The sequence below is a fragment of the Peribacillus alkalitolerans genome (assembly GCF_010882125.1).
In the GTDB taxonomy this organism is placed as follows: Bacteria; Bacillota; Bacilli; order Bacillales; family DSM-1321; genus Bacillus_BN; species Bacillus_BN alkalitolerans.
In genome coordinates, this window is sequence record NZ_JAAGVZ010000009.1 from 1 (window position 1) to 20,839 (window position 20,839).

At 38.3% G+C, this 20,839-nt stretch carries 17 protein-coding genes and 1 other annotated feature; of the genes, 15 read left to right on the forward strand and 2 right to left on the reverse strand.

Features of this window, described 5'->3' with window-relative positions:
- Nucleotides 1–219 precede the first annotated feature (219 nt).
- Entirely contained in the window at nucleotides 220–705 is a 486-nt protein-coding gene (locus G3O09_RS12115) for a LiaI-LiaF-like domain-containing protein (RefSeq protein ID WP_163101758.1), read from the reverse strand.
- 258 nt (nucleotides 706–963) lie between these two features.
- Here G3O09_RS12115 and hemA point away from each other — a divergent pair, with 258 nt between their 5' ends.
- The 8 genes from hemA to ysxE all read left to right on the forward strand — a co-directional run bounded on the left by hemA (nucleotide 964) and on the right by ysxE (nucleotide 9,946).
- On the forward strand, nucleotides 964–2,313 hold the full coding sequence (gene hemA, locus G3O09_RS12120; protein WP_163101759.1) for a glutamyl-tRNA reductase: 1,350 nt from the start codon (nucleotides 964–966) through the stop codon (nucleotides 2,311–2,313).
- Nucleotides 2,314–2,328: 15 nt separating this feature from the next.
- On the forward strand, nucleotides 2,329–3,162 hold the full coding sequence (locus G3O09_RS12125) for a cytochrome C assembly family protein (protein ID WP_163101760.1): 834 nt from the start codon (nucleotides 2,329–2,331) through the stop codon (nucleotides 3,160–3,162).
- A 9-nt stretch (nucleotides 3,163–3,171) separates the two neighbouring features.
- The gene (gene hemC, locus G3O09_RS12130) at nucleotides 3,172–4,104 is read left to right on the forward strand and encodes a hydroxymethylbilane synthase (RefSeq protein WP_163101761.1); all 933 of its coding nucleotides are present in this window, start codon (nucleotides 3,172–3,174) and stop codon (nucleotides 4,102–4,104) included.
- The gene (locus G3O09_RS12135) at nucleotides 4,104–4,889 is read left to right on the forward strand and encodes a uroporphyrinogen-III synthase (protein WP_163101762.1); all 786 of its coding nucleotides are present in this window, start codon (nucleotides 4,104–4,106) and stop codon (nucleotides 4,887–4,889) included. The genes hemC and G3O09_RS12135 overlap by 1 nt, the downstream gene beginning before the upstream one ends.
- 12 nt (nucleotides 4,890–4,901) lie before the next feature.
- Nucleotides 4,902–5,888, forward strand: coding sequence for a porphobilinogen synthase (gene hemB / locus G3O09_RS12140; RefSeq protein WP_163101763.1), 987 nt, complete (start codon nucleotides 4,902–4,904; stop codon nucleotides 5,886–5,888).
- 33 nt (nucleotides 5,889–5,921) lie between these two features.
- Entirely contained in the window at nucleotides 5,922–7,211 is a 1,290-nt protein-coding gene (gene hemL / locus G3O09_RS12145) for a glutamate-1-semialdehyde 2,1-aminomutase (RefSeq protein WP_163101764.1), read from the forward strand.
- Nucleotides 7,212–7,440: 229 nt separating this feature from the next.
- Nucleotides 7,441–8,832, forward strand: coding sequence for a LysM peptidoglycan-binding domain-containing protein (locus G3O09_RS12150; RefSeq protein WP_163101765.1), 1,392 nt, complete (start codon nucleotides 7,441–7,443; stop codon nucleotides 8,830–8,832).
- Nucleotides 8,833–8,905: 73 nt separating this feature from the next.
- Entirely contained in the window at nucleotides 8,906–9,946 is a 1,041-nt protein-coding gene (gene ysxE / locus G3O09_RS12155) for a spore coat protein YsxE (protein ID WP_163101766.1), read from the forward strand.
- A 102-nt stretch (nucleotides 9,947–10,048) separates the two neighbouring features.
- Here ysxE and G3O09_RS12160 read toward each other — a convergent pair whose 3' ends face one another.
- Entirely contained in the window at nucleotides 10,049–10,240 is a 192-nt protein-coding gene (locus tag G3O09_RS12160; protein WP_163101767.1) for a hypothetical protein, read from the reverse strand.
- Between the two features lie 166 nt (nucleotides 10,241–10,406).
- Nucleotides 10,407–10,641, forward strand: a binding site (T-box leader).
- Nucleotides 10,642–10,695: 54 nt separating this feature from the next.
- On the opposite strand from G3O09_RS12160, the gene G3O09_RS12165 reads away from it, so the two are divergent.
- The 7 genes from G3O09_RS12165 to G3O09_RS12195 all read left to right on the forward strand — a co-directional run bounded on the left by G3O09_RS12165 (nucleotide 10,696) and on the right by G3O09_RS12195 (nucleotide 20,813).
- Nucleotides 10,696–13,347 (forward strand): valine--tRNA ligase, encoded by a 2,652-nt coding sequence (locus tag G3O09_RS12165; RefSeq protein ID WP_163101768.1) that lies wholly within the window; start codon nucleotides 10,696–10,698, stop codon nucleotides 13,345–13,347.
- A gap of 253 nt (nucleotides 13,348–13,600) precedes the next feature.
- Nucleotides 13,601–14,512: a RimK family alpha-L-glutamate ligase gene (locus tag G3O09_RS12170; RefSeq protein ID WP_163101769.1), complete on the forward strand. Its 912-nt coding sequence runs from the start codon at nucleotides 13,601–13,603 to the stop codon at nucleotides 14,510–14,512.
- Nucleotides 14,506–15,387 carry an ATP-grasp domain-containing protein gene (locus G3O09_RS12175; RefSeq protein WP_163101770.1) on the forward strand — a complete coding sequence of 294 codons (882 nt, stop codon included), beginning with the start codon at nucleotides 14,506–14,508 and terminating at the stop codon, nucleotides 15,385–15,387. The genes G3O09_RS12170 and G3O09_RS12175 overlap by 7 nt, the downstream gene beginning before the upstream one ends.
- Nucleotides 15,388–15,402: 15 nt before the next feature.
- On the forward strand, nucleotides 15,403–16,701 hold the full coding sequence (locus G3O09_RS12180) for a bifunctional folylpolyglutamate synthase/dihydrofolate synthase (protein WP_163101771.1): 1,299 nt from the start codon (nucleotides 15,403–15,405) through the stop codon (nucleotides 16,699–16,701).
- A gap of 116 nt (nucleotides 16,702–16,817) precedes the next feature.
- Nucleotides 16,818–18,530, forward strand: coding sequence for a GGDEF domain-containing protein (locus tag G3O09_RS12185; protein WP_163101772.1), 1,713 nt, complete (start codon nucleotides 16,818–16,820; stop codon nucleotides 18,528–18,530).
- A gap of 156 nt (nucleotides 18,531–18,686) precedes the next feature.
- Nucleotides 18,687–19,541 (forward strand): hypothetical protein, encoded by an 855-nt coding sequence (locus G3O09_RS12190; protein ID WP_163101773.1) that lies wholly within the window; start codon nucleotides 18,687–18,689, stop codon nucleotides 19,539–19,541.
- A gap of 15 nt (nucleotides 19,542–19,556) precedes the next feature.
- Nucleotides 19,557–20,813, forward strand: coding sequence for a VanW family protein (locus G3O09_RS12195; RefSeq protein ID WP_163101774.1), 1,257 nt, complete (start codon nucleotides 19,557–19,559; stop codon nucleotides 20,811–20,813).
- Nucleotides 20,814–20,839: the final 26 nt, after the last annotated feature.

Genomic DNA, 20,839 nt, shown 5'->3' on the forward strand with positions numbered 1-20,839 from the left:
GAATACAAAATAAACACGGCATGAGTCCTGTTGAATATAGAACTCATGCCGCGTAAACGGCAGTCTTTTAAAAGTGTCTACTTGACGGGTATACGTTCAAAATCGCTGTTTCTTTTTTTCTTTCACTAATCTTTATTATGTAAAGTAGTGCATTTTAGATGAATGAAGTCTTATGTATTTGGAAAAAATTAATTATGGGGCTTAATAGGAATCAAGCTTTTATTTTTTTCGGATAAACATTACATATAAACCAATAGCAATCAAAACAAATGGCCAAAATTTCAATGCTGTATCCATCCCATTTTCTAGGACTCCCATCATCTTAAAGATTCGATCGTAGAACAGGAGAAGGATAGATACAATGAGGAGTAATATCCCATGGAACATCCCCTTTTTCGTTTTATTTCCGCGCAAGATGAATCCTAGGGCAATAATTAATATGAATACACCGATGTCATTAGGCCAAATTTCTAGCTTTCCGACTACGTGAAAGTGAAGTCCAAATCCGAATAAGATCACCCCAGGTAGAATTGAATCGAACTCTTTACCCATATACGCTTGTAATAGAAAGGCTATTCCTACAATCCCAAGCAAAGTTGGCCAAGAGTAAAATCCATCGAAAAGGGCAATTGAGTTTTGCTGCATGAAAAAATAGAGACCAAATCCTATTAAAATGACTCCAGGAAATATATGTTGGGATTTCATAAATTACCTCCATTAAAATCAATTGTAACTGCTTGCAACATCAATACTTTTTTGGTACGGTACATTAGTGGGTTTGTGTCGAATATTGGTGATTAATTTTTGATTCTTTTATGAATGATTAGGGAAAACATTAACTGTTTCCATGTTAGCATATGAATTCATATTATGTTCATAATTTTTTCAGGTACGAAATATTGTCCATGATATAATAGTCATGTAACTTTTATAGTCAAATTTATTGGGGGGTGCAAAGGATTTATGCATATATTAGCAGTTGGTCTCAACTATAAAACTGCCCCTGTAGAAATTCGTGAACGTTTATCATTTAATGAAACTGAGCTTGCAGATGCAATGCGAGCATTGAATAATAAAAAAAGCATTTTAGAGAATATCATTATTTCGACATGTAACAGAACGGAAATTTACGCGGTTGTCGATCAAATTCATACAGGCCGTTACTATATTAAAGAATTCCTTTCACAATGGTTCAATATTGAAGCAAGTGAATTTTCTCCATTCCTATTCATTTATGAGGGAGATGGGGCGGTTGAACATTTGTTCCAAGTGAGCTGTGGGTTGAATTCAATGGTGCTTGGGGAAACTCAAATCCTTGGTCAAGTTCGCTCAAGTTATTTTCTTGGACAAACTGAACAGACTACCGGTACTGTTTTCAATCACTTATTCAAACAAGCGATTACTTTGGCGAAAAAAGCACATGCTGAAACGGAAATCAATACCAATGCTGTTTCTATCAGCTATGCTGCAGTAGAGTTAGCCAAAAAAATCTTTGGTTCATTGGCGAATAAGAATGTACTTGTTCTAGGAGCTGGAAAAATGGGTGAGCTTGCCATTCAAAACCTCTATAGCAACGGTGCAAAAGATGTCACAGTAATCAACCGTACGTATGAAAAAGCTTTGAACCTTGCTGAACGTTTTTCAGGTAAGGCGAAACAGCTCCAAGAATTGCAATGCGCATTAGTTGAGGCGGATATCCTTATTTCATCGACTGGGTCCAAGGATTATGTCATCACAAAGGAAATGATGACGCACGTCAATAAAATGAGAAAAGGTCGTCCAATCTTCATGGTGGACATCGCAGTACCTCGAGACCTTGATCCTGAATTAGCAAAGTTGGATAGCATTTTCCTTTATGATATTGACGATCTTGAAGGAATTGTGGAAGCGAATCTACAAGAGCGTAAAAAGGCAGCAGAATCTATCTTGATCATGATTGAAGGCGAAATTGTAGAGTTTAATTCATGGCTTAACATGCTCGGTGTAGTCCCAGTTATTTCTGCACTGCGTGAAAAGGCTTTAGCTATCCAATCTGAAACGATGGACAGCCTTGAAAGAAAACTTCCTCATCTTTCTGAACGTGACATGAAAGTCCTGAATAAGCATACAAAGAGTATCGTGAACCAAATGCTAAAGGATCCTATCATGTTTGCTAAGGAGCTTGCTGGCAATCAGCCTGATAGTTCTGAAGCTCTACAGAATTTCATTAAAACTTTTAATATAGAAGAATTGGTGACTAAGCAAACAGCCACCGAAATACAGGAACCAAGTGTATCAAAAGTAGGAATGAAGCCTGTTCAGGCTCATGCGTAAGAGAGGCTTCCTCCTATGCTAGAAATGTACATGACAAGATTGCATGAGTTTACGGTTGTACTGTATGCGGTTAGTGTGCTCTTATACTTTATTGATTTTCTTCATAATGACCGGAGGGCAAACCGCTTTGCCTTCTGGCTGCTTGCGATTGTTTGGGTGCTTCAAACAATCTTTTTGTTTCTTTATGTCAAAAAAACTGGAAGATTCCCAGTCTTGACGATTTTTGAAGGTTTATATTTTTACGCATGGGTATTGATCACACTTTCCTTAGTGATTAATAAATTATTGAGGGTTGATTTTACTGTCTTTTTCACGAATGTTCTGGGCTTCATTGTCATGGCTATACATACATTTGCACCAGTCCAGGTAGAATCTGAAGTTCTTGCCCAAAAACTAGTTTCAGAGTTGCTTTTGATCCATATTACGATGGCTATCCTTTCATACGGAGCATTTTCTCTATCATTCGTATTCTCCCTTCTATATTTATTGCAATATGACTTATTGAAACGGAAAAAATGGGGAAAGCGATTGATTAGGTTGGGTGACTTATCAAAGTTGGAACATATGTCTTATGTATTAACAGTGATAGGAGTGCCGATGCTTATACTAGCATTAATTCTTGGTTTGCAATGGGCCTTCATAAAGGTTCCTGACGTGAGTTGGTTTGATTCAAAAATTGTAGGGTCTTTTATTGTGCTCATTTCATATAGTAGTTATTTATATTTGAAAGTCCGTAAGCAAGTCTATGGAAAGACTCTTGCATATTGGAACATCGCTTCATTTTTTATCGTATTAATAAACTTTTTACTATTTGGAAGCTTGTCAGCTTTCCATTTTTGGAACACTTAGGAGGATCCCATGAGAAAAATTATTGTTGGCTCCAGAAGAAGCAAATTGGCTATAACACAAACAAATTGGGTTATTGACCAATTAAAATCCCTTGGACTCCCTTTTGAATTTGAAGTTAAGGAAATCGTGACAAAAGGCGATCAAATATTGGATGTCACACTTTCCAAAGTGGGAGGTAAAGGTTTATTTGTAAAAGAAATCGAGCAGGCGCTTTTAGATAAAGAAATAGATATGGCTGTACATAGCATGAAAGATATGCCTGCAGTATTGCCTGAGGGATTGACAATAGGTTGTATTCCAGTAAGGGAAGATCACCGAGATGCTTTAATTTCAAAGGATGGAAAAACATTGGATGAGCTTCCTGCAGGTTCGATTATTGGAACTAGTAGTCTTAGACGCAGTTCGCAAATCCTTGCTAGAAGACCGGATTTAGAAATTAAATGGATTCGTGGAAACATTGACACTCGCCTTCAAAAATTAAAGGACGAAGATTATGATGCCATCATTTTAGCAGCTGCTGGATTATCTCGTATGGGATGGAAATCTGAAGTGGTTTCAGAATTTTTAGATCCAGATTTTTGTTTGCCTGCTGTTGGTCAAGGCGCATTATCCATCGAATGTCGTGAGGATGACCATGAACTACTAGAGCAGCTTAGCAAATTTACTTGCAAAAAAACGAAAATTGCTGTTGAAGCTGAACGAGCATTCCTTGATAAAATGGAAGGCGGGTGCCAGGTTCCCATTGCTGGTTTTGCTACAGTAAAAGATACGGTTAATGTTGAATTAACAGCACTTGTAGCCTCACCGGATGGAAAGGTCATCTATAAAGAAATGATATCAGGAATAGACCCGGTAGCAGTTGGTCATGAGGTAGCAGCCCTACTATCAAGTGTAGGCGCAAAAGCGTTGATTGACAAAGTAAAAGAGGAGCTGGATAAATAATGGATGAACATGGCTTTCTCCATCATAAACATGTGTTGATCACAAGAGGAAGCAATCAGTCCAGCGAAATGTCCAGTATGATTAAACAGCACGGAGGGATTCCTTATGTAATCCCTCTCTTGTCGTTTCAAAAATCAGAATCTAATCAAGATAAAATCTCGGCAGTTTTGCAAAGACTCCCGAATTTCGATTGGTTGGTTTTAACAAGTAAAAATGGTGTAGATTTTTTATTCGAATGGTTAGATTGTCTAAATATCCAACCTAAACTACCGAAGATAGCAGTTATTGGGGCAAAGACCCTATTTTATTTACAAACAAAGGGACATGAAGCAGATTTTGTTCCTACTTCATATGTTGCAGAAGTGTTTGTTGAGGAATTTATTACTATTCTACAATCCAATGAACAGGTTTTGATAGCGAAGGGAAATCTAGCACGGGATGTCATCGCCACAGGCATACGTGAAAGTGGTTATCTTTGCGAAGAAATCATCATTTATGATAACGTAATCCCTGAAGGTAGTGAGAAAGCCTTAAAAGATTGTTTAAGTGAAAACAAGATTGATATCATCACTTTTACCAGCTCATCATCGGTCGACCATTTTATGAAAATCGTAAAACGATATCAATTACAAGAATACATACTAGATTCAGCCATCGCTTGCATCGGTCCAATAGCGAAGGCGAGAGCTGATAAACATGGATTAATAGTTGAAATATGTCCAGAAGTGTATACCATTGATGGTATGATTGAAGCTATGAAAAACTATTATTCGAATAACATTTAGGAGGGGCTTGGAATGAGAGACTTACAATTCACACGTCACCGTAGATTACGTCAAAACGCGAATATGAGAGCGCTTGTAAGAGAAACATTTTTACGTACGGAGGATTTAATCTATCCCATCTTTATCGCAGCTGGCGAAAATGTAAAGAATGAAGTTTCTTCTATGCCAGGAGTATATCAATTATCCTTGGATCAATTCATGAATGAAGTGGACGAAGCGGTAGAGCTTGGTATAAAATCTGTCATTCTTTTTGGGGTGCCTTACGACCGTGAAAAAGATGAAACAGGTACTGGTGCCTTTAGTCACAATGGATTAGTACAACAAGGTACAAGATTGGTTAAAGAAAAATATCCTGAATTATTAGTCGTAGCTGATACATGTCTATGCGAATACACGAGCCATGGTCACTGCGGCATTGTTGAAGAGGGGAAAGTCCTTAACGATCCTACACTGGATTTACTTGCTAAAACGGCTGTCAGTCAAGTAGAGGCTGGTGCGGATATCATTGCTCCATCGAATATGATGGATGGATTCGTAGCTGCCATTCGTGCAGGTTTAGATGAAGCGGGATATCATGATGTCCCTATCATGTCTTACGCAGTAAAATATTCATCTGCTTATTACGGACCTTTCCGTGATGCAGCTAATAGTGCTCCCCAATTTGGAGACCGTAAAGCTTATCAAATGGATCCTGCAAATCGAATGGAAGCATTAAGAGAAGCTGAATCCGATATGATGGAAGGTGCCGACTTTCTTATGGTAAAGCCTGCACTTGCTTATATGGATATTATTCGTGATGTGAAAAACAACTTTAATTTACCTGTTGTCGCTTACAATGTTAGTGGAGAGTATTCCATGATTAAAGCGGCTGCCCAGAACGGTTGGATTGATGAGAAGGGCATCGTCATGGAAACATTGACAGGATTAAAACGTGCTGGTGCGGATTTAATCATCACATATTTTGCAAAAGACGTTGCCAAATGGGTGAAAGAGCTGTAATTAATTCTAGGAAGTTTATAAGGAGACGTTGAAATGAGATCTTTCGAAAAGTCAAAGCAAGCGTTTCAGGAAGCAAAGTCATTAATGCCAGGAGGAGTAAATAGTCCTGTCCGTGCCTTTAAATCAGTGAATATGGATCCTATTTTCATGGAAAGCGGCAAGGGATCGAAAATTTATGATATCGATGGCAATGAATACATCGACTACGTTCTTTCTTGGGGGCCTTTAATCTTGGGCCATACGAATGGAGAAGTTGTAGAGGCAATTAAAAAGGTTGCTGAAACAGGTACTAGCTTTGGTGCACCAACCCTGTTGGAAAATGAGCTTGCAAAGCTTGTAATCGAGCGAGTTCCTTCCATTGAAGTGATTCGTATGGTTTCCTCTGGAACAGAAGCTACCATGAGCGCCCTACGATTGGCACGTGGATATACCGGAAGAAATAAGATTCTAAAATTTGAAGGATGCTACCATGGTCATGGTGATTCCTTATTGATCAAAGCTGGTTCTGGAGTGGCGACACTCGGACTACCTGATAGCCCTGGTGTACCAGAAGGTGTGGCAAAGAACACGATAACGGTTGCGTACAATGATTTGGAAAGAGTGAAATATGCTTTCGAGCAATATGGAGATGACATTGCAGGAATCATTGTTGAGCCGGTTGCAGGGAACATGGGTGTTGTTCCTCCTCAACCAGGATTTTTAGAAGGATTGCGTGACATTACGGAGCAGTATGGTGCATTATTAATTTTTGACGAGGTTATGACTGGATTCCGTGTAGGATATAATTGTGCGCAAGGTTATTATGGAATCACACCTGATCTAACTTGCCTAGGCAAGGTTATTGGTGGTGGACTTCCTGTTGGCGCTTACGGTGGAAAAGCTGAAATCATGGAGCAAATTGCTCCTAGTGGTCCTATTTATCAAGCAGGTACACTTTCTGGGAATCCATTAGCCATGGCAGCGGGTTATGCAACTCTAAGTCAACTAAAACCTGAACACTATGAAGAGTTCAATAAAAAGGCAGATCGCCTTGAAGAAGGTATTACAGAAGCTGCACGTAAATATGATGTTCCTGTCTCCTTTAATCGAGCAGGATCTATGATTGGGTTCTTCTTTACAAATGAAGAAGTAATTAATTACGAAAAAGCAAAAACTTCTAACTTGGAATTCTTTGCAGCGTACTATCGTGAAATGGCTGAGCAAGGCATCTTCCTTCCTCCTTCACAATTTGAAGGAATGTTCCTATCCACCGCACATAGCGATGAGGATATTGAGAAAACGATTGCTGCAGTAGAAAAATCATTTGCTACTTTAAAAAGATAATGAACGAAACGTCCTGTAGCCCAGGGCGTTTTTTTTTATGGAAAGGAGTGATAGGAGCGTAGCTCACCACTATAGATGAGACTGGTTTTATCACATGGTTGCTTGAATGAATAACGAAGTTTAAGAATCCTATAATGAACAAGTGTTTTTCAGTCATATTCCTGTCGCATGGTTCATAGAGTTGTAATGGTATAAGTATCGTTTTGAGCCACGAGGGGAGGAAATTATTTTGACGAATGATCAATCGTACTTACGATTTTCATTAGAGGAGTCTGTTTGGTTTCAAAAAGGACAGGAAGTAGGAGAGTTGTTTAGTCTAGCCATAGATCCAAATGTCACCATTGTAGAAAATGATCAGTATGTAAATATAAAAGGGTTTCTAGAACTGTCAGGTGAGTATAGAGGCAGTGGGATTAGTCAAGTTCGGGAGACTGGGGATATATCGCCAAGTAGCTTCCATAAAACGATTCAGAATGTTTTAAGGGATGAACAGGGAATCAGCACTTTCACCCATGCCTTTCCTGTTGATATATCCATTCCGGCCAATAGGATCAGTTCTCTCGATGAAGTAAACGTGATGATTCAAACTTTCGATTATACAATGCCAGAAAATAATTGTTTAAAATTGTCGGCTGATTTATGCATTACTGGTATATACGGTGAGCAACAATTTACCCCAAAACCAGAACCAGAGTCTTATCATCCATTCCAAGCCTTCACTCCAGAAACGCAAGAAGTATTTGCTCATCGAACCTATGAGGAAGAGGATGTTGAAGAGTATGAAAATGAAGAATCAGCCCAGGCTGTTGAGCCGATTCTTTACCGTGAAGAGTATGAAAATGAAGAATCAGTTCAGGTGGTGGAGTCGATTCTTTACCGTGAAGAAGATGAATATGAGCCATTCTCAGCTGAAGCTACGAAACTACCACGTGAAGACGATGATGAGGAAGAATCTTATACAGAGTCTACTTTTGTATATCAAAATGAGAATCTGGAAGAATCCACTCAAAAAGAGGTATTTACTGAGTTTCCAGTCTTCCATTATGAAGAGGAAGAATTGGAAGACGAAGAGCAAGAGTTTCAGGTAAGGCAAGACTACCAGGTTTGGCAGGAGACTCCAACTGCTAATCATCCATACTATCAAGAGGACTATAGCCAAAGGATTGAAGAGGCAGAAGAACAGCGTATTAGCAATCAGGAAACATCAGAGGTAGACGATGTTGAGGTAGAAGAAGTAGAAAGATTTGAAGAAGTAGAAGTAGTAGATGAAGTAGAGGAAATATCTTATCAGGAAAGCCCAAGGGTCAATACATCTTTTTCAGTCCAGCAATACGCTGAAAAAGCTTCTAATGCAGAAGTCGAGAATCAAGCACCAGTTGAAGAAAAGCGGAGTCATTCGGCTAGTGTCTCGCTTACTGACTTTTTCGGTAAAAAGGAAACTCAGGATAAAGCGATACTGAAAGTTTGCATTATTCAGCATGGAGAAAATTTGCATGAAGTAGCAAGTCGATATCAAGTTCCTGTCCAGGTTATCATTAAGAAGAATGATTTAGATGATGAAAATGATATTTATGAAGGTCAAGTCCTCTACATTCCACAAGTTGTAGCCAATCGTAAATAGAATTCGTTAACAGTTTGGGCCTGGCTCAAACTGTTATTTTTTCGAAAATATCAAAGGAATTGGAGGTGTGGGGATGGACCTGAAAAATGAAAAGGAAACACCTGTTGAAGAGATCATGAAATACTACATGTTAGAAGTTAGATATCATGAAAAAATGGGGAATATCGTAAAAATTTATACCGATCAAGGCGTATTTGCTTTGAAAAGCATTGACCCTAAAGTAGGCATGGATTTTATCCGAAATGTTCAGAGATTGTATCAAAGAGGCTATAATCGAATCGTGCCTATATTTATGACTATGGATAATCGATATGGAATTTTGAATAGTGGAAAACTGTTTTATTTGATGCCATGGCTTTTAGATGATAATAATAGCGAACGCAATGAAAAGCATAAGCATATGTTTAGGGAACTAGCAAGGATGCATACGTTGACGTCAAAGGAAATCGAGGTCAAAAAAGAGGACCGAGAAGTGCATTATGAAAAAACACTAGAGCTGTGGAACAAACAAAAGGAATTTCTGGAGGAATTTGTTCAAGCTAGTGAACGTAAATGGTATATGTCTCCTTTTGAGCTTATGTACTGTTCCTATTATAACGACATTTCACAAGCGCTTAACTTTTCAACCAAAAAGTTAGAAGAATGGTACGAAAAGACGAAAGATAATGAAAAGCTCCGGACTGTAGTTACGCATGGCAAGGTGTCAATCTCCCATTTTTTATATGATGACAGGGGATATGGGCATTTTATTAATTTTGAGGATTCAAAAACAGCACCAGCTCATTTCGATTTATTGCCTTTTTTAGTGAGTTCATGCAAGACATATCCCATCCGTCATGATGATGCAATCGATTGGCTATACACGTATTTAAAATACTTTTCATTAAAGGAGGATGAGATGCTGTTGTTCTTAAGCTATCTTGCTCATCCAGGAGCCATGATATCTTCAGTGGAACATTATCATGAAAAACGGAATCAAAAAGCTGAAATCGCTTATTTAAAGAACCTGCAACGCAACTATTGGACTTTGAAAAATGTGGAATATGTCGTGATGAGGATAGACGAGATCGAGAAACAGAAAAAAGCTGCAGCCGCTGCGGCAGCCCAGCAATAAGGGGAATATTAATCTTAACGCTATATCTGCTTGACTTGGGTTTCATGATAGGAAGATGGTTTTTACAAATATGCCTTGGCCAGTTTAAACTAAATTACTAAACTAGATCCAGTCAGAACGAAGGCTAATCGCCAAGAAGATTAATAAACCGAGGAACAGAATATCAAATGCAGTTGGGAAAAAGAATGTACGGATTCCTTGGAAGATGCAAAAAGGAATTACAAACTGATTGCATAGTGCTCTCAAATTACGTAGCCAAGGGGGCATGTTATAAGGGTTGTATCGTTTTTTCAAGGTAGCCACCCGCCTTTATAGGTATTTGTATTATCTTATTGTTATTCTGTGGAAAAGGTGAAAATGACAGAACATTATACTAGTCCGTGTATATACTAATAAAAATTCGGGAAAGATTATTGACGTTAACATCACATTTTTGTACTATAAACGTAACTCTATAAAAGTAAAAGCAAGGATTGGGAAAAGTAGGCTTGAATTCTGATTTCAGAGAGAGGAACCGTTAGCTGGGAGGTTTCTTATTCAAGAGCATGCCGAAGTCACCCATAAGCTGCATTCGTGAACAGATTATTTCAGTAGCGGATGCCGGTGAAAAGCCGTTATTTTCATTAAGCGCCGAATGTATTTTCATTTCATTCGGAAAAAAGGTGGTACCGCGAACAACTCTCTTCGTCCTTTTCACAAGGAAAGAGAGTTTTTTTATTCCACGAAAAAGTGTTTTAGGAGGGCTAAATATGGAGACAGAACAACAGACTACCTCAATGCCAACTAAATACGACCCGAAAGCCATTGAAAAAGGTCGTTATGAATGGTGGTTAAAAGGAAAATTTTTCGAAGCGAAAGATGACGAGCAAAAAGAACCTTATACAATCGTAATCCCGCCACCGAACGTAACAGGAAAGCTGCACCTTGGCCACGCTTGGGATACAACGTTACAGGATATTTTGACTCGTATGAAAAGAATGCAAAGCTATGATGTTCTTTGGTTACCAGGAATGGACCATGCAGGAATCGCTACTCAAGCGAAGGTTGAAGAGAAGCTACGTGCTGAAGGCAAAAGCCGTTACGATTTAGGGCGCGAAGCATTCGTTAAAGAAACGTGGAAATGGAAAGAGGAGTATGCAGGCCATATCCGTGAACAATGGTCAAAAATTGGTCTAGGACTAGACTACTCACGTGAGCGTTTTACGTTAGATGAAGGCCTTTCCAAAGCGGTTAGGGAAGTTTTCGTTTCACTATACAATAAGGGCTTAATCTATCGTGGGGAGTATATCATCAACTGGGATCCTTCCACGAAAACAGCTCTATCTGATATCGAAGTTATTTATAAGGATGTTCAAGGCGCATTCTACCACATGAAATATCCATTGGCTGATGGAACAGGACATATTGAGGTTGCAACGACACGTCCTGAAACGATGCTTGGGGATACAGCGGTTGCAGTTCATCCTGAAGACGAACGCTATAAGCACCTTATTGGCAAAACAGTCATCCTTCCAATAGTTGGTCGTGAGATTCCAATTGTAGGCGATGATTATGTAGATATGGAATTTGGATCAGGAGCAGTGAAAATCACTCCAGCGCATGATCCGAATGACTTTGAAATTGGTAACCGCCATAATCTAGAACGAGTTCTTGTCATGCATGAAGATGGAACAATGAACGGAAAAGCTGGAAAATACGAAGGCATGGATCGTTTTGAATGCCGTAAGCAAATCGTGAAAGATCTTCAAGAACAAGGTGTCTTATTTAAAATTGAAGAGCATATGCATTCAGTTGGACATTCAGAGCGCAGTGGGGCAGTAGTTGAGCCTTACCTATCCACTCAATGGTTCGTAAAAATGCAACCATTGGCAGATGCTGCGATTGAACTTCAAAAACAAGAAGAAAAAGTTAACTTCGTCCCTGAGCGATTTGAAAAAACGTATTTACACTGGATGGAAAATATCCGTGACTGGTGTATTTCCCGTCAATTATGGTGGGGACATCGAATCCCGGCTTGGTATCATAAAGAAACGGGTGAGGTTTATGTAGGGCACGATGCTCCTGCTGATGAGGAGAATTGGAAGCAGGATGAAGATGTACTGGATACTTGGTTCAGTTCAGCGTTATGGCCATTCTCCACAATGGGTTGGCCAGATGTTGAGTCAGCAGACTTTAAGCGTTATTATCCAACAGGCTGCTTAGTAACTGGATACGATATCATTTTCTTCTGGGTTTCCCGTATGATTTTCCAAGGCTTAGAGTTTACTGGTCAACGACCATTCGAAGACGTTCTTATTCATGGACTTGTTCGTGACGCGGAAGGTCGCAAAATGAGTAAATCACTAGGCAATGGTGTTGATCCGATGGATGTTATTGATCAATATGGAGCAGACTCTTTACGTTATTTCTTATCTACTGGAAGCTCTCCAGGCCAAGATTTACGTTTCAGCATGGAGAAGGTAGAAGCGGTTTGGAACTTCTCTAATAAGATTTGGAACGCTTCTCGTTTTGCATTGATGAACATGAACGGCTTGAAATATGAAGAAATCGATTTATCAGGCGAAAAATCAGTTGCTGATAAGTGGATTTTAACTCGATTGAATGAAACAATCGAAAATGTTACTCGACTTGCTGATAAATACGAATTCGGAGAAGTGGGTCGGATTCTTTATAACTTCATTTGGGATGACTTCTGTGATTGGTACATCGAAATGGCGAAGCTTCCATTATACGGTGAAGCTGAAGCGGCTAAGAAAACGACTCGTTCTATCTTGGCTTACGTACTCGATAATACTATGAGATTATTACATCCGTTCATGCCATTCATCACTGAAGAAATTTGGCAGAACTTACCGCACAGTGGAGAATCGATCACAGTTGCAGCTTGGCCAACGGTAAATGCTGAACTATCCGACTCAGAAGCAGCGGAAGAAATGAAGCTATTGGTAGAAATCATTCGTACGGTACGTAATATCCGTGCAGAAGTGAACACACCATTAAGTAAAAAAATCAGCCTAATCCTTAAGACAAAGGATGAAAAAATCGCTGAGATGCTTCAAAAGAACAGTGCTTATATCGAGCGATTCTGTAATCCAGAAGTATTGACGATTGGCACAAAAGTGGAAGAACCAGAGCAAGCAATGACTGCTGTAGTTACAGGAGTTGAATTGATCCTTCCGCTTCAAGGGTTAATCAATATTGAAGAGGAGCTTAAACGTTTAGAAAAAGAACGTGAAAAGCTTGATAAAGAGGTAGAGCGTGTTCAGAAAAAATTGGGTAATGAAGGGTTTGTCAGCAAAGCTCCTGCCCAAGTCATTGATGAAGAACGTGCGAAAGAAAAGGATTACGTTGAAAAACGTGATGCAGTGGCGCGTAGAATAACTGAATTGAAGTCCATGTAAAAATTAGGGTGTGTCAAGGATCGAAATAATAGCGATCTTTGACACATCCTTTTTCTATTCTTTCTATATTTCTCCGATGGAAAACCAATGAGAATTCATATATGATGGGATTCAGAGAAGTCTTTCGATAATAGAACTAATTCAACCATAAAACTATTGCAGGAATAACTTAATCAGGGGCGTAGATGAATCAATTGGCATGACTGATAGCTGCGTCCCCTTTAACAGAGCCTAATACAAAAGGGGAAACTAAATGAAAACAGGATGGCTTATTTATAACGGAAATGTTACGCATTCAAAATTTACAGAGCTTGTTGACTGGCTTGTGAAGAGTGGAGAAGAAGCAGACTTAAAGATAGTAAAAGTGAAGAATAATGAATTGCTTGCGACTTTCGAACATGGACAAGCAGTAATCAAGGGAAAGTATTCGCAGGAACGACCTGATTTTGTGATTTTTTGGGATAAAGATATTCATCTTGCACGTCATTTAGAAAAGATGGGGCTAAAACTATTCAACAGTGCGGACGCGATTGAAATTTGCGATGACAAATCTCTTACTTTCTTAAAACTCGCAAATCATGGCTTGAAAATGCCCAAAACCATACACTCCCCTTTGATGTTTAAAAATCCACCTATTTCTGATGATCATCATTTCGACCTTATCATTGAAGAGCTTGGCTTGCCTTTAATCATGAAGGAGGATCGAGGATCATTTGGTGCACAGGTTTATATGATTCATTCCAGAGAACAGCTAACTGAAAAAACTCAGGAACTTAAAAACTTGGGCGTATCTTTTCTTTATCAAGAATATATAGGTTCTAGCCATGGGAGAGATATCAGATTGAATGTTGTCGGTGATGAAGTAGTAGCTACAATGCACCGAGTTTCCAAAGAGGATTTCCGTGCGAATGTTACAAATGGTGGGAAAATGCAAACATATACCCCTACAAGGGAGCAATGTGAAATTGCTATAGCTTGTTCACAGATTATTGGGACGGATTTTTGCGGAGTCGATTTATTATTTGGTGAAAATGATGAACCAATCGTGTGTGAGGTCAACTCTAATGCGCATTTTAAAAATATTTATGACTGTACTGGAATAGATGTTTCTAAATATATGATTACCTATATTCTTCAACAACTCGAGGAGAAGCTTCCATGTTAAACGGATGGATTGTATATAACCAAGTTGATGCGGATAAAAACTACTTATTCATCGAAGGATTTATCGAACAAGCGGCTGCTATGGATATCCGATTGCTTTTCAAAAGAAAAGAAGATTTCTCGATTGGGTATTGGGATGGGACCCTTCAAATGTTCTATGAAGGAAATGAGGTATCCCACCCTGATTTCGTGATTTCGAGGAACTTGGATGAAACCTTCCGGACTCAGCTTGAATTGATGGGTATCAGGGTGTTCAACTCTGCAACCATTGGCAGAATCGCAAACAATAAGGCTAGAACGCATCAATTGCTAGCAGGCCACGGGATCCCTATGACGGATACGCTTTTTATTAGGAAGGAAGAATGGAACCCGGATATTTTACCTTTTTCCTATCCCCTAATTGTAAAAGATGCTAATGGACGTTCAGGTACAAGTGTCTTTAAAGTGGATAATGATACGGAATTGAAAGAGTCTTTGAAAGCGTTACAAGGAGAAATTTTGATTCAGAGACCTGCATTGGAAGGGAAAGATGTTAGGGTTTTTGTAGTGGGTAAGGACATTGTCTGTGCGATACTTCGTCAGTCCGATTTAGATTTTAGAGCCAATATTTCTCTAGGTGGAAGCTCTTCTGTTTATACCCTAAACGAAAGTGAACAAGAACTCGTTCATAAAATCTTGAACATTTTGGACCTTGATTATGCTGGGATTGACTTTATTTTTGACCATAAGGGTCGTTTCCTCCTTAATGAAATTGAGGATGTAGTAGGGAGCAGAAGCTTATTCGCAAATACTTCGATCAACATTTATGAAATTTATTTGAATCATATCTTAAAAACAATCAATTTAGCAAATAACCAATATCATCGGTTCAATTAAATAGGAGGTGAGGATATGCTGACATATGAACAGGCAACAGCTTGGATAAAAAATAAGTCACCAAGAGGCATAGACCTAGGACTACAACGGGTGGAATGGCTACTTCAAGAACTTGGGAACCCAGAAAGACTAGCTTCCTTTGTCCATATTGGGGGAACGAACGGCAAAGGCTCCACGCTTACATTTCTCCAAAAAATTTTAATAGAGTCAAACACATGTGTTGGAAGCTTTACATCACCCAGCTTAACGAATTATAACGAGCACATTGGTGTGAATGGCATTCCTATTTCCAATGAAGATTTCACCGATCTAGTCAGCATCATCCAACCAGTTTCTGATCGAATGGAACAAGAAACAGGATGGCCACCTGCTACAGAGTTCGAGATCATTACCGTGATGATGTTTTATTACTTTGGTATGGTCAAAGAGGTAGATCTTGTACTAGTGGAAGTCGGTCTTGGTGGTCGTATGGATTCTACGAATGTATTAAATCCTCTCATATCGATCATAACGAATGTGGGACTTGATCATACGAATATTCTAGGAGGGACCGTAGAAGAAATAGCCAAAGAAAAGGCGGGCATCATAAAGGATGATTCGTATTTAATTATCGGTTCTAAGCGGCAAGAGGTAATAGAGATCCTAATGGCTGAAGCGGAAAAAAGGAAAAGCCAGATTCTTGCCTTGAACCAGGATTTTTCTGTTGAGAAACAATCCAATGGTTTTTCTTATTCTTTTAAGGAAGAAAGTATTAAAGTTTTGTCGGTTTCCATGGTAGGGAGTCATCAACTGGAAAATGCGGCTTTGGCCATCACTGCTTCATTGATTCTTCGTGATCGGTTTGATTTTCCCATATCCGAGAATTCAATAAGAACTGGAATTCAGAAGGCAAAATGGAAAGGAAGATTTGAAGTCCTTTCAGACGAGCCTTGTATAATCATAGATGGGGCTCATAATGAGGATGGCATGAACTCATTGGTCGACACATTGAAACAACAATATCCTAATGAAAAGTTTATATTTCTTGCAGCAGCATTACAGGATAAAGATTATTCAAAAATGTTAAGCATCATGAATACTATATCTGACCAATTTATCTTTACACAATTCGTAAATGGTCGCGTCCTATCAGCAGAATCATTGTCACAAGCTAGTAAAGCGGAAAACAAACTCATCATTGAAGATTGGAAAGAAGCCCTTCAATACGGAATCCAAAATGCAAGGAATGGAAATATTCTAGTCATTACAGGGTCTCTCTACTTTTTAAGCCAAGTACGACCAATCATACTAAATAGCCTTGAAATACAAGAATAATTTTAAAAATCAGGAAATATTTTCTATGGAATTAACTGAAATATATGACAAAAGAAGGATTTATTGATAATATTTGTATAGTGTAAATTGTGAAATGTAGGAAGGAGGGTGGGAATATGCAGGTTAGTAAACTAGCAAAAATTATTATTTGGGTACTTTGGATAGTAATTGTACCAGCAGGCATCTGGCTTGCACACTTGTATTTCCCACCACAAATAGCTGGAGATCACTGGATTATCGTCAAATTTTCTATACTGATGTGCTTGCTGTCGTTCTTTCCTCTTGTCATAAATCAAACGCCGATTTTTACTGGACACGCGGTTTCGTTGACGGTATTTCTTTTATATGGGATATCTACAGAGATGATACTTATGCAAATCGCTATAGTAGTGTTAATGCTTAAACTGAAGGTCACAAGACAGGATTTATTTAGAATACCTTTAAACTCTTTGATGTTCTTTGTTGTTTCTTTATCAAGTGGTCTAATATACTATGCACTTGGTGGAACTCATTTTGCTATTGATATAAATAATAATAACGATTTCTTAAAGATAGCGGCTTATCAGTTCTCTTACTTTGTCATTAACCAGGTGATACTGACTACTATAGTAATTTTTTTATATAAAAGAAAACGAAATATTTTTGGGAAAGATTTATTATGGGAAAGTATCAATTCTGTCATCTTATTCCCAATTAGTCTTGTGTTGTTTACGCTATATCTACAACTAGGATCCATTGCTATTTTATTTGTCGGAATTCCTTTGTTTGGTCTTTCTCTCATATTGCGGCTTTATTATTCTTCAGAAAAAATTAATCTGCTTCTTCAAAAAGCAAGTGAGGTCGGCCATCAACTTACAGAGCGACTTAATGTTGATGAAGTATTGGATGTATTTATTAATCAAATATCAGAGATATTCCAAGTCGATGTCGCTTATATTCTTGATGTAGATCAACAAAAGCAGGAGCTCTATGTATTGCGCTCTATTAATTTTGACCAAGTAAAATTCAGACCTTTAAAACCATTTGAAGGAATTAGCGGAACGGTCTGGAAATCGGAACAAGCGGTATTATATTCAAAACGTAAAGAGTGGAAGCATCTTTCACAAGGAGATTTACTCGATTCCATCGAAAGTGTGGTAGCAGTACCGATATTGCGGAATTCGGAGGTTCGAGGGGTGCTATTACTAGGTAGTCGACAACAAAGAGCATATGAAACTTCACAGTTGAACATTGTGGATATTTTGTGTTCTTATTTGGCTATTGCTGTAGAGAATGCAAAACACCATCAAATTGCAAAGCAAAAAAGTGAACGCTGCGCTTTGACAGGTCTTTATAACTTTGGCTATTTTGAGAGTAAACTAACCCAAAACTTCATGAATTTACAAGAAGCCCAAAATAAAAAAATATCTATCATCCTATTGGATATTGACCATTTTAAGTCGATAAATGACAATTACGGCCATCAAAGCGGGAATGATATCCTTTGCCAAATTGCCAAGCGTTTAACGGATTATGTCGGTGACCGAGGGTTAGTAGCAAGATATGGCGGAGAAGAGTTCGTCATAATGGTAGAGAATTTCAATGATAACGAAGTGTTTAAAATGGCTGAGGAAATTCGTAAATTACTTGCTACACGTCCATTTACAGTAACCTCAGATTTAGAGAGAACGAGATCGAAAATTCTCGTAAATATCACTGCGAGTATTGGGGTGTCAACGGCACCAAACGATGCAGATGATGCGATGTCACTTATGAGACATGCAGATCGTGCGATGTATACGGGTGCGAAAAGAACAGGACGTAACAAGGTAGCACAGTATATTAAATAAGCAAAAGGCCAATTTACGGTTTTTTGCTTTTTTGTATTAGTAGACTTTTAGATTGATTGTGTCCAAATCAAGAATTGCTATCAAATATTCGTTACTTTCGACTTATAATCATATAAAATAGTCTTTAGAGACTATAACTTTAATGGGGTGACGTCAATGATGCTAGGTCTCACAATGATAATATCTTTTCTGCTTATTGCCGTCTTGTTAATCCTATTACCATTAGGATTGTCTAATAAAGGCAAGTTGCTTACATTGGCGGTCTGTGCATTACTAGGCTTTATGGGCTATGTAGGGATGAATGTGTTTCCACTATGGCAAATTGTAATAATCCAAATTTCTTTAGCGTTTCTGCTATCTTACATATTTGATAAGAGATTACAAGATTCTTTATATGCTGAAAACCAAGATGAAGAGGAAAATCTACCAGAACAAGATATTCCAAAGCCATTATTTTCAATGAATGAATTAGAAGAAAAAGCAAAAGGGTTTGAAACGGTCGACCAGTATTATTCTACTGTTCTTATCCCGTCGTATGAGAAAAAAGATCATATAAAGAATGAAGAACAAGAAATTGATACAGAAATTACACCAACGCTAGAACAAATCTCAGCTTCAGAGGAAAATTTAGAATCGGATTTAATTTTTGAAGATTTCAGAGAAGAACAGACTGAGGAACTTCCTGAAATAGAGAGGGATTTTATTATAGAACTTCCATTAATCGAAGAGCATTTAGTAGAGGAACAGGTGGGTAGTATTGAGGAAAAGGAGCTGTCTGAACTTGGCTTCGATGGCGCCGATGATGCTGAAGCACTGATGATGGCTAGAATGAGGTCATTTGAGAGTGTAGGGCATACTACTAATGCTCCTGAGAGAATTCTCACCGACGAAGATTCCATTGAAGAAATTGAATTGTCTCATAAAGTGGAAAGTAAGATCGAAAAAAGTAATCATTCCATTGAGCTATTCGATGACTTGGAAGAATTATATAAGAGTCGTAAGCAAACTTAGAAAGGAGCAGTGGAAATGGAGCAAAAAGCAGCTATATCTCTTCGCCTATTTTTCATCATACTTTTTTGCACATTGTTTATCACTGCCTTTTCTAGAATAGGTGTGTTTGCGTATGAAACGGTATTCCAACCTAAGCTTCTGTTTACCGAAAATACATACATCGGTCCAGTTTCTGTAGCTAATCTTGAACAAGATCAAGCCATACAAAAAGTAATTGAAGAAACATCAACATGGAGTTCTTCACCCAAGGTTGAGATTTCGTTTTCAGATAAAAGCATTCCATTGCCTAATGAGCTATTCTACTTTCAAATTGATGAATCTGTTTTAGCTGCCGGGGAAGGGATGACCAATCCACTTTTCGTTACAGTGAAAGAACAAGAATTGAAAGAGCAATTATTGTTACTAACGGACGAAACGATAGCAGAGAAAATTGATGTGAAACGTTTAAAAATAGAGATTGAAAAGACGGTTGGTACGTTATTACAAAAAGCAATCGTACCTTTCAAATTGTCCGAATATATCAGTGAGGATACCTTAACGCAAAATGTAGTTCTTTCTGAAGTGAAAAAAGAGATCAAGGATAAAAGTCAGTCTGAGCTCTGGCTAAGAAAGCATAGAGAGATTGTCATTCCTGCTAAAACCAATTTTTCTTTACTTAATTATTTACAGCAAACCAAGGAATCTGGTTTTTCCAATGAATTTTTGACCGTTATCGCATCAAGTATGTATCAATCCATTTTACCGACCAATTTACAAATCGTAGAAAGACATACCAGTAAGGAAATTCCTGAAGGTGTGCAGCTAGGTTTTGAAGCAAAAATCCTAAAGGATGACATGGATTTCATCATTTTTAATCCAAATGATAAAGAATTTGTAATCAGTTTCCTTCCACTAGAGACCGGATTGGCCATCCAAGTAAAGGGTATGAAAGCAGGTCTATCCTACAAAGTGCGGCTCGAAAATGAAAAATCCTACGAACCGAAAAAAATCATACGTTACGTAGCAAACCTTAACTCGATAAAACCTGAACAAAAGGTTAAAGGGAAAAAGGGGTACTCGATTTCAATCTACCGTGACATTTTCGATCAAAAGGGAGAGCGCCTTGAAACGGTGTTAATTGCAGATGATTTTTATTTGCCTGTGAATGAGGTAGTTTTTGAGGAGATTGGTAGGGCAGAGTTAGGAGCTAGCGAAGGTATAGAGCAACAAATCGATAATAATACACCTGAAAATGAGGATGAAGTAATTGATACTGATTCTAGCGAAGACTAAATGTACATATTCTCTTGAAAATCGAA

What these genes read in the sequence shown, in the direction of transcription:
- G3O09_RS12115 (WP_163101758.1), bottom strand. Translation starts at nt 705, where the DNA reads ATGAAATCCCAACATATATTTCCTGGAGTCATTTTAATAGGATTTGGT.
- hemA (WP_163101759.1), top strand. Translation starts at nt 964, where the DNA reads ATGCATATATTAGCAGTTGGTCTCAACTATAAAACTGCCCCTGTAGAA.
- G3O09_RS12125 (WP_163101760.1), top strand. Translation starts at nt 2,329, where the DNA reads ATGCTAGAAATGTACATGACAAGATTGCATGAGTTTACGGTTGTACTG.
- hemC (WP_163101761.1), top strand. Translation starts at nt 3,172, where the DNA reads ATGAGAAAAATTATTGTTGGCTCCAGAAGAAGCAAATTGGCTATAACA.
- G3O09_RS12135 (WP_163101762.1), top strand. Translation starts at nt 4,104, where the DNA reads ATGGATGAACATGGCTTTCTCCATCATAAACATGTGTTGATCACAAGA.
- hemB (WP_163101763.1), top strand. Translation starts at nt 4,902, where the DNA reads ATGAGAGACTTACAATTCACACGTCACCGTAGATTACGTCAAAACGCG.
- hemL (WP_163101764.1), top strand. Translation starts at nt 5,922, where the DNA reads ATGAGATCTTTCGAAAAGTCAAAGCAAGCGTTTCAGGAAGCAAAGTCA.
- ysxE (WP_163101766.1), top strand. Translation starts at nt 8,906, where the DNA reads ATGGACCTGAAAAATGAAAAGGAAACACCTGTTGAAGAGATCATGAAA.
- G3O09_RS12165 (WP_163101768.1), top strand. Translation starts at nt 10,696, where the DNA reads ATGGAGACAGAACAACAGACTACCTCAATGCCAACTAAATACGACCCG.
- G3O09_RS12170 (WP_163101769.1), top strand. Translation starts at nt 13,601, where the DNA reads ATGAAAACAGGATGGCTTATTTATAACGGAAATGTTACGCATTCAAAA.
- G3O09_RS12175 (WP_163101770.1), top strand. Translation starts at nt 14,506, where the DNA reads ATGTTAAACGGATGGATTGTATATAACCAAGTTGATGCGGATAAAAAC.
- G3O09_RS12180 (WP_163101771.1), top strand. Translation starts at nt 15,403, where the DNA reads ATGCTGACATATGAACAGGCAACAGCTTGGATAAAAAATAAGTCACCA.
- G3O09_RS12185 (WP_163101772.1), top strand. Translation starts at nt 16,818, where the DNA reads ATGCAGGTTAGTAAACTAGCAAAAATTATTATTTGGGTACTTTGGATA.
- G3O09_RS12190 (WP_163101773.1), top strand. Translation starts at nt 18,687, where the DNA reads ATGATGCTAGGTCTCACAATGATAATATCTTTTCTGCTTATTGCCGTC.
- G3O09_RS12195 (WP_163101774.1), top strand. Translation starts at nt 19,557, where the DNA reads ATGGAGCAAAAAGCAGCTATATCTCTTCGCCTATTTTTCATCATACTT.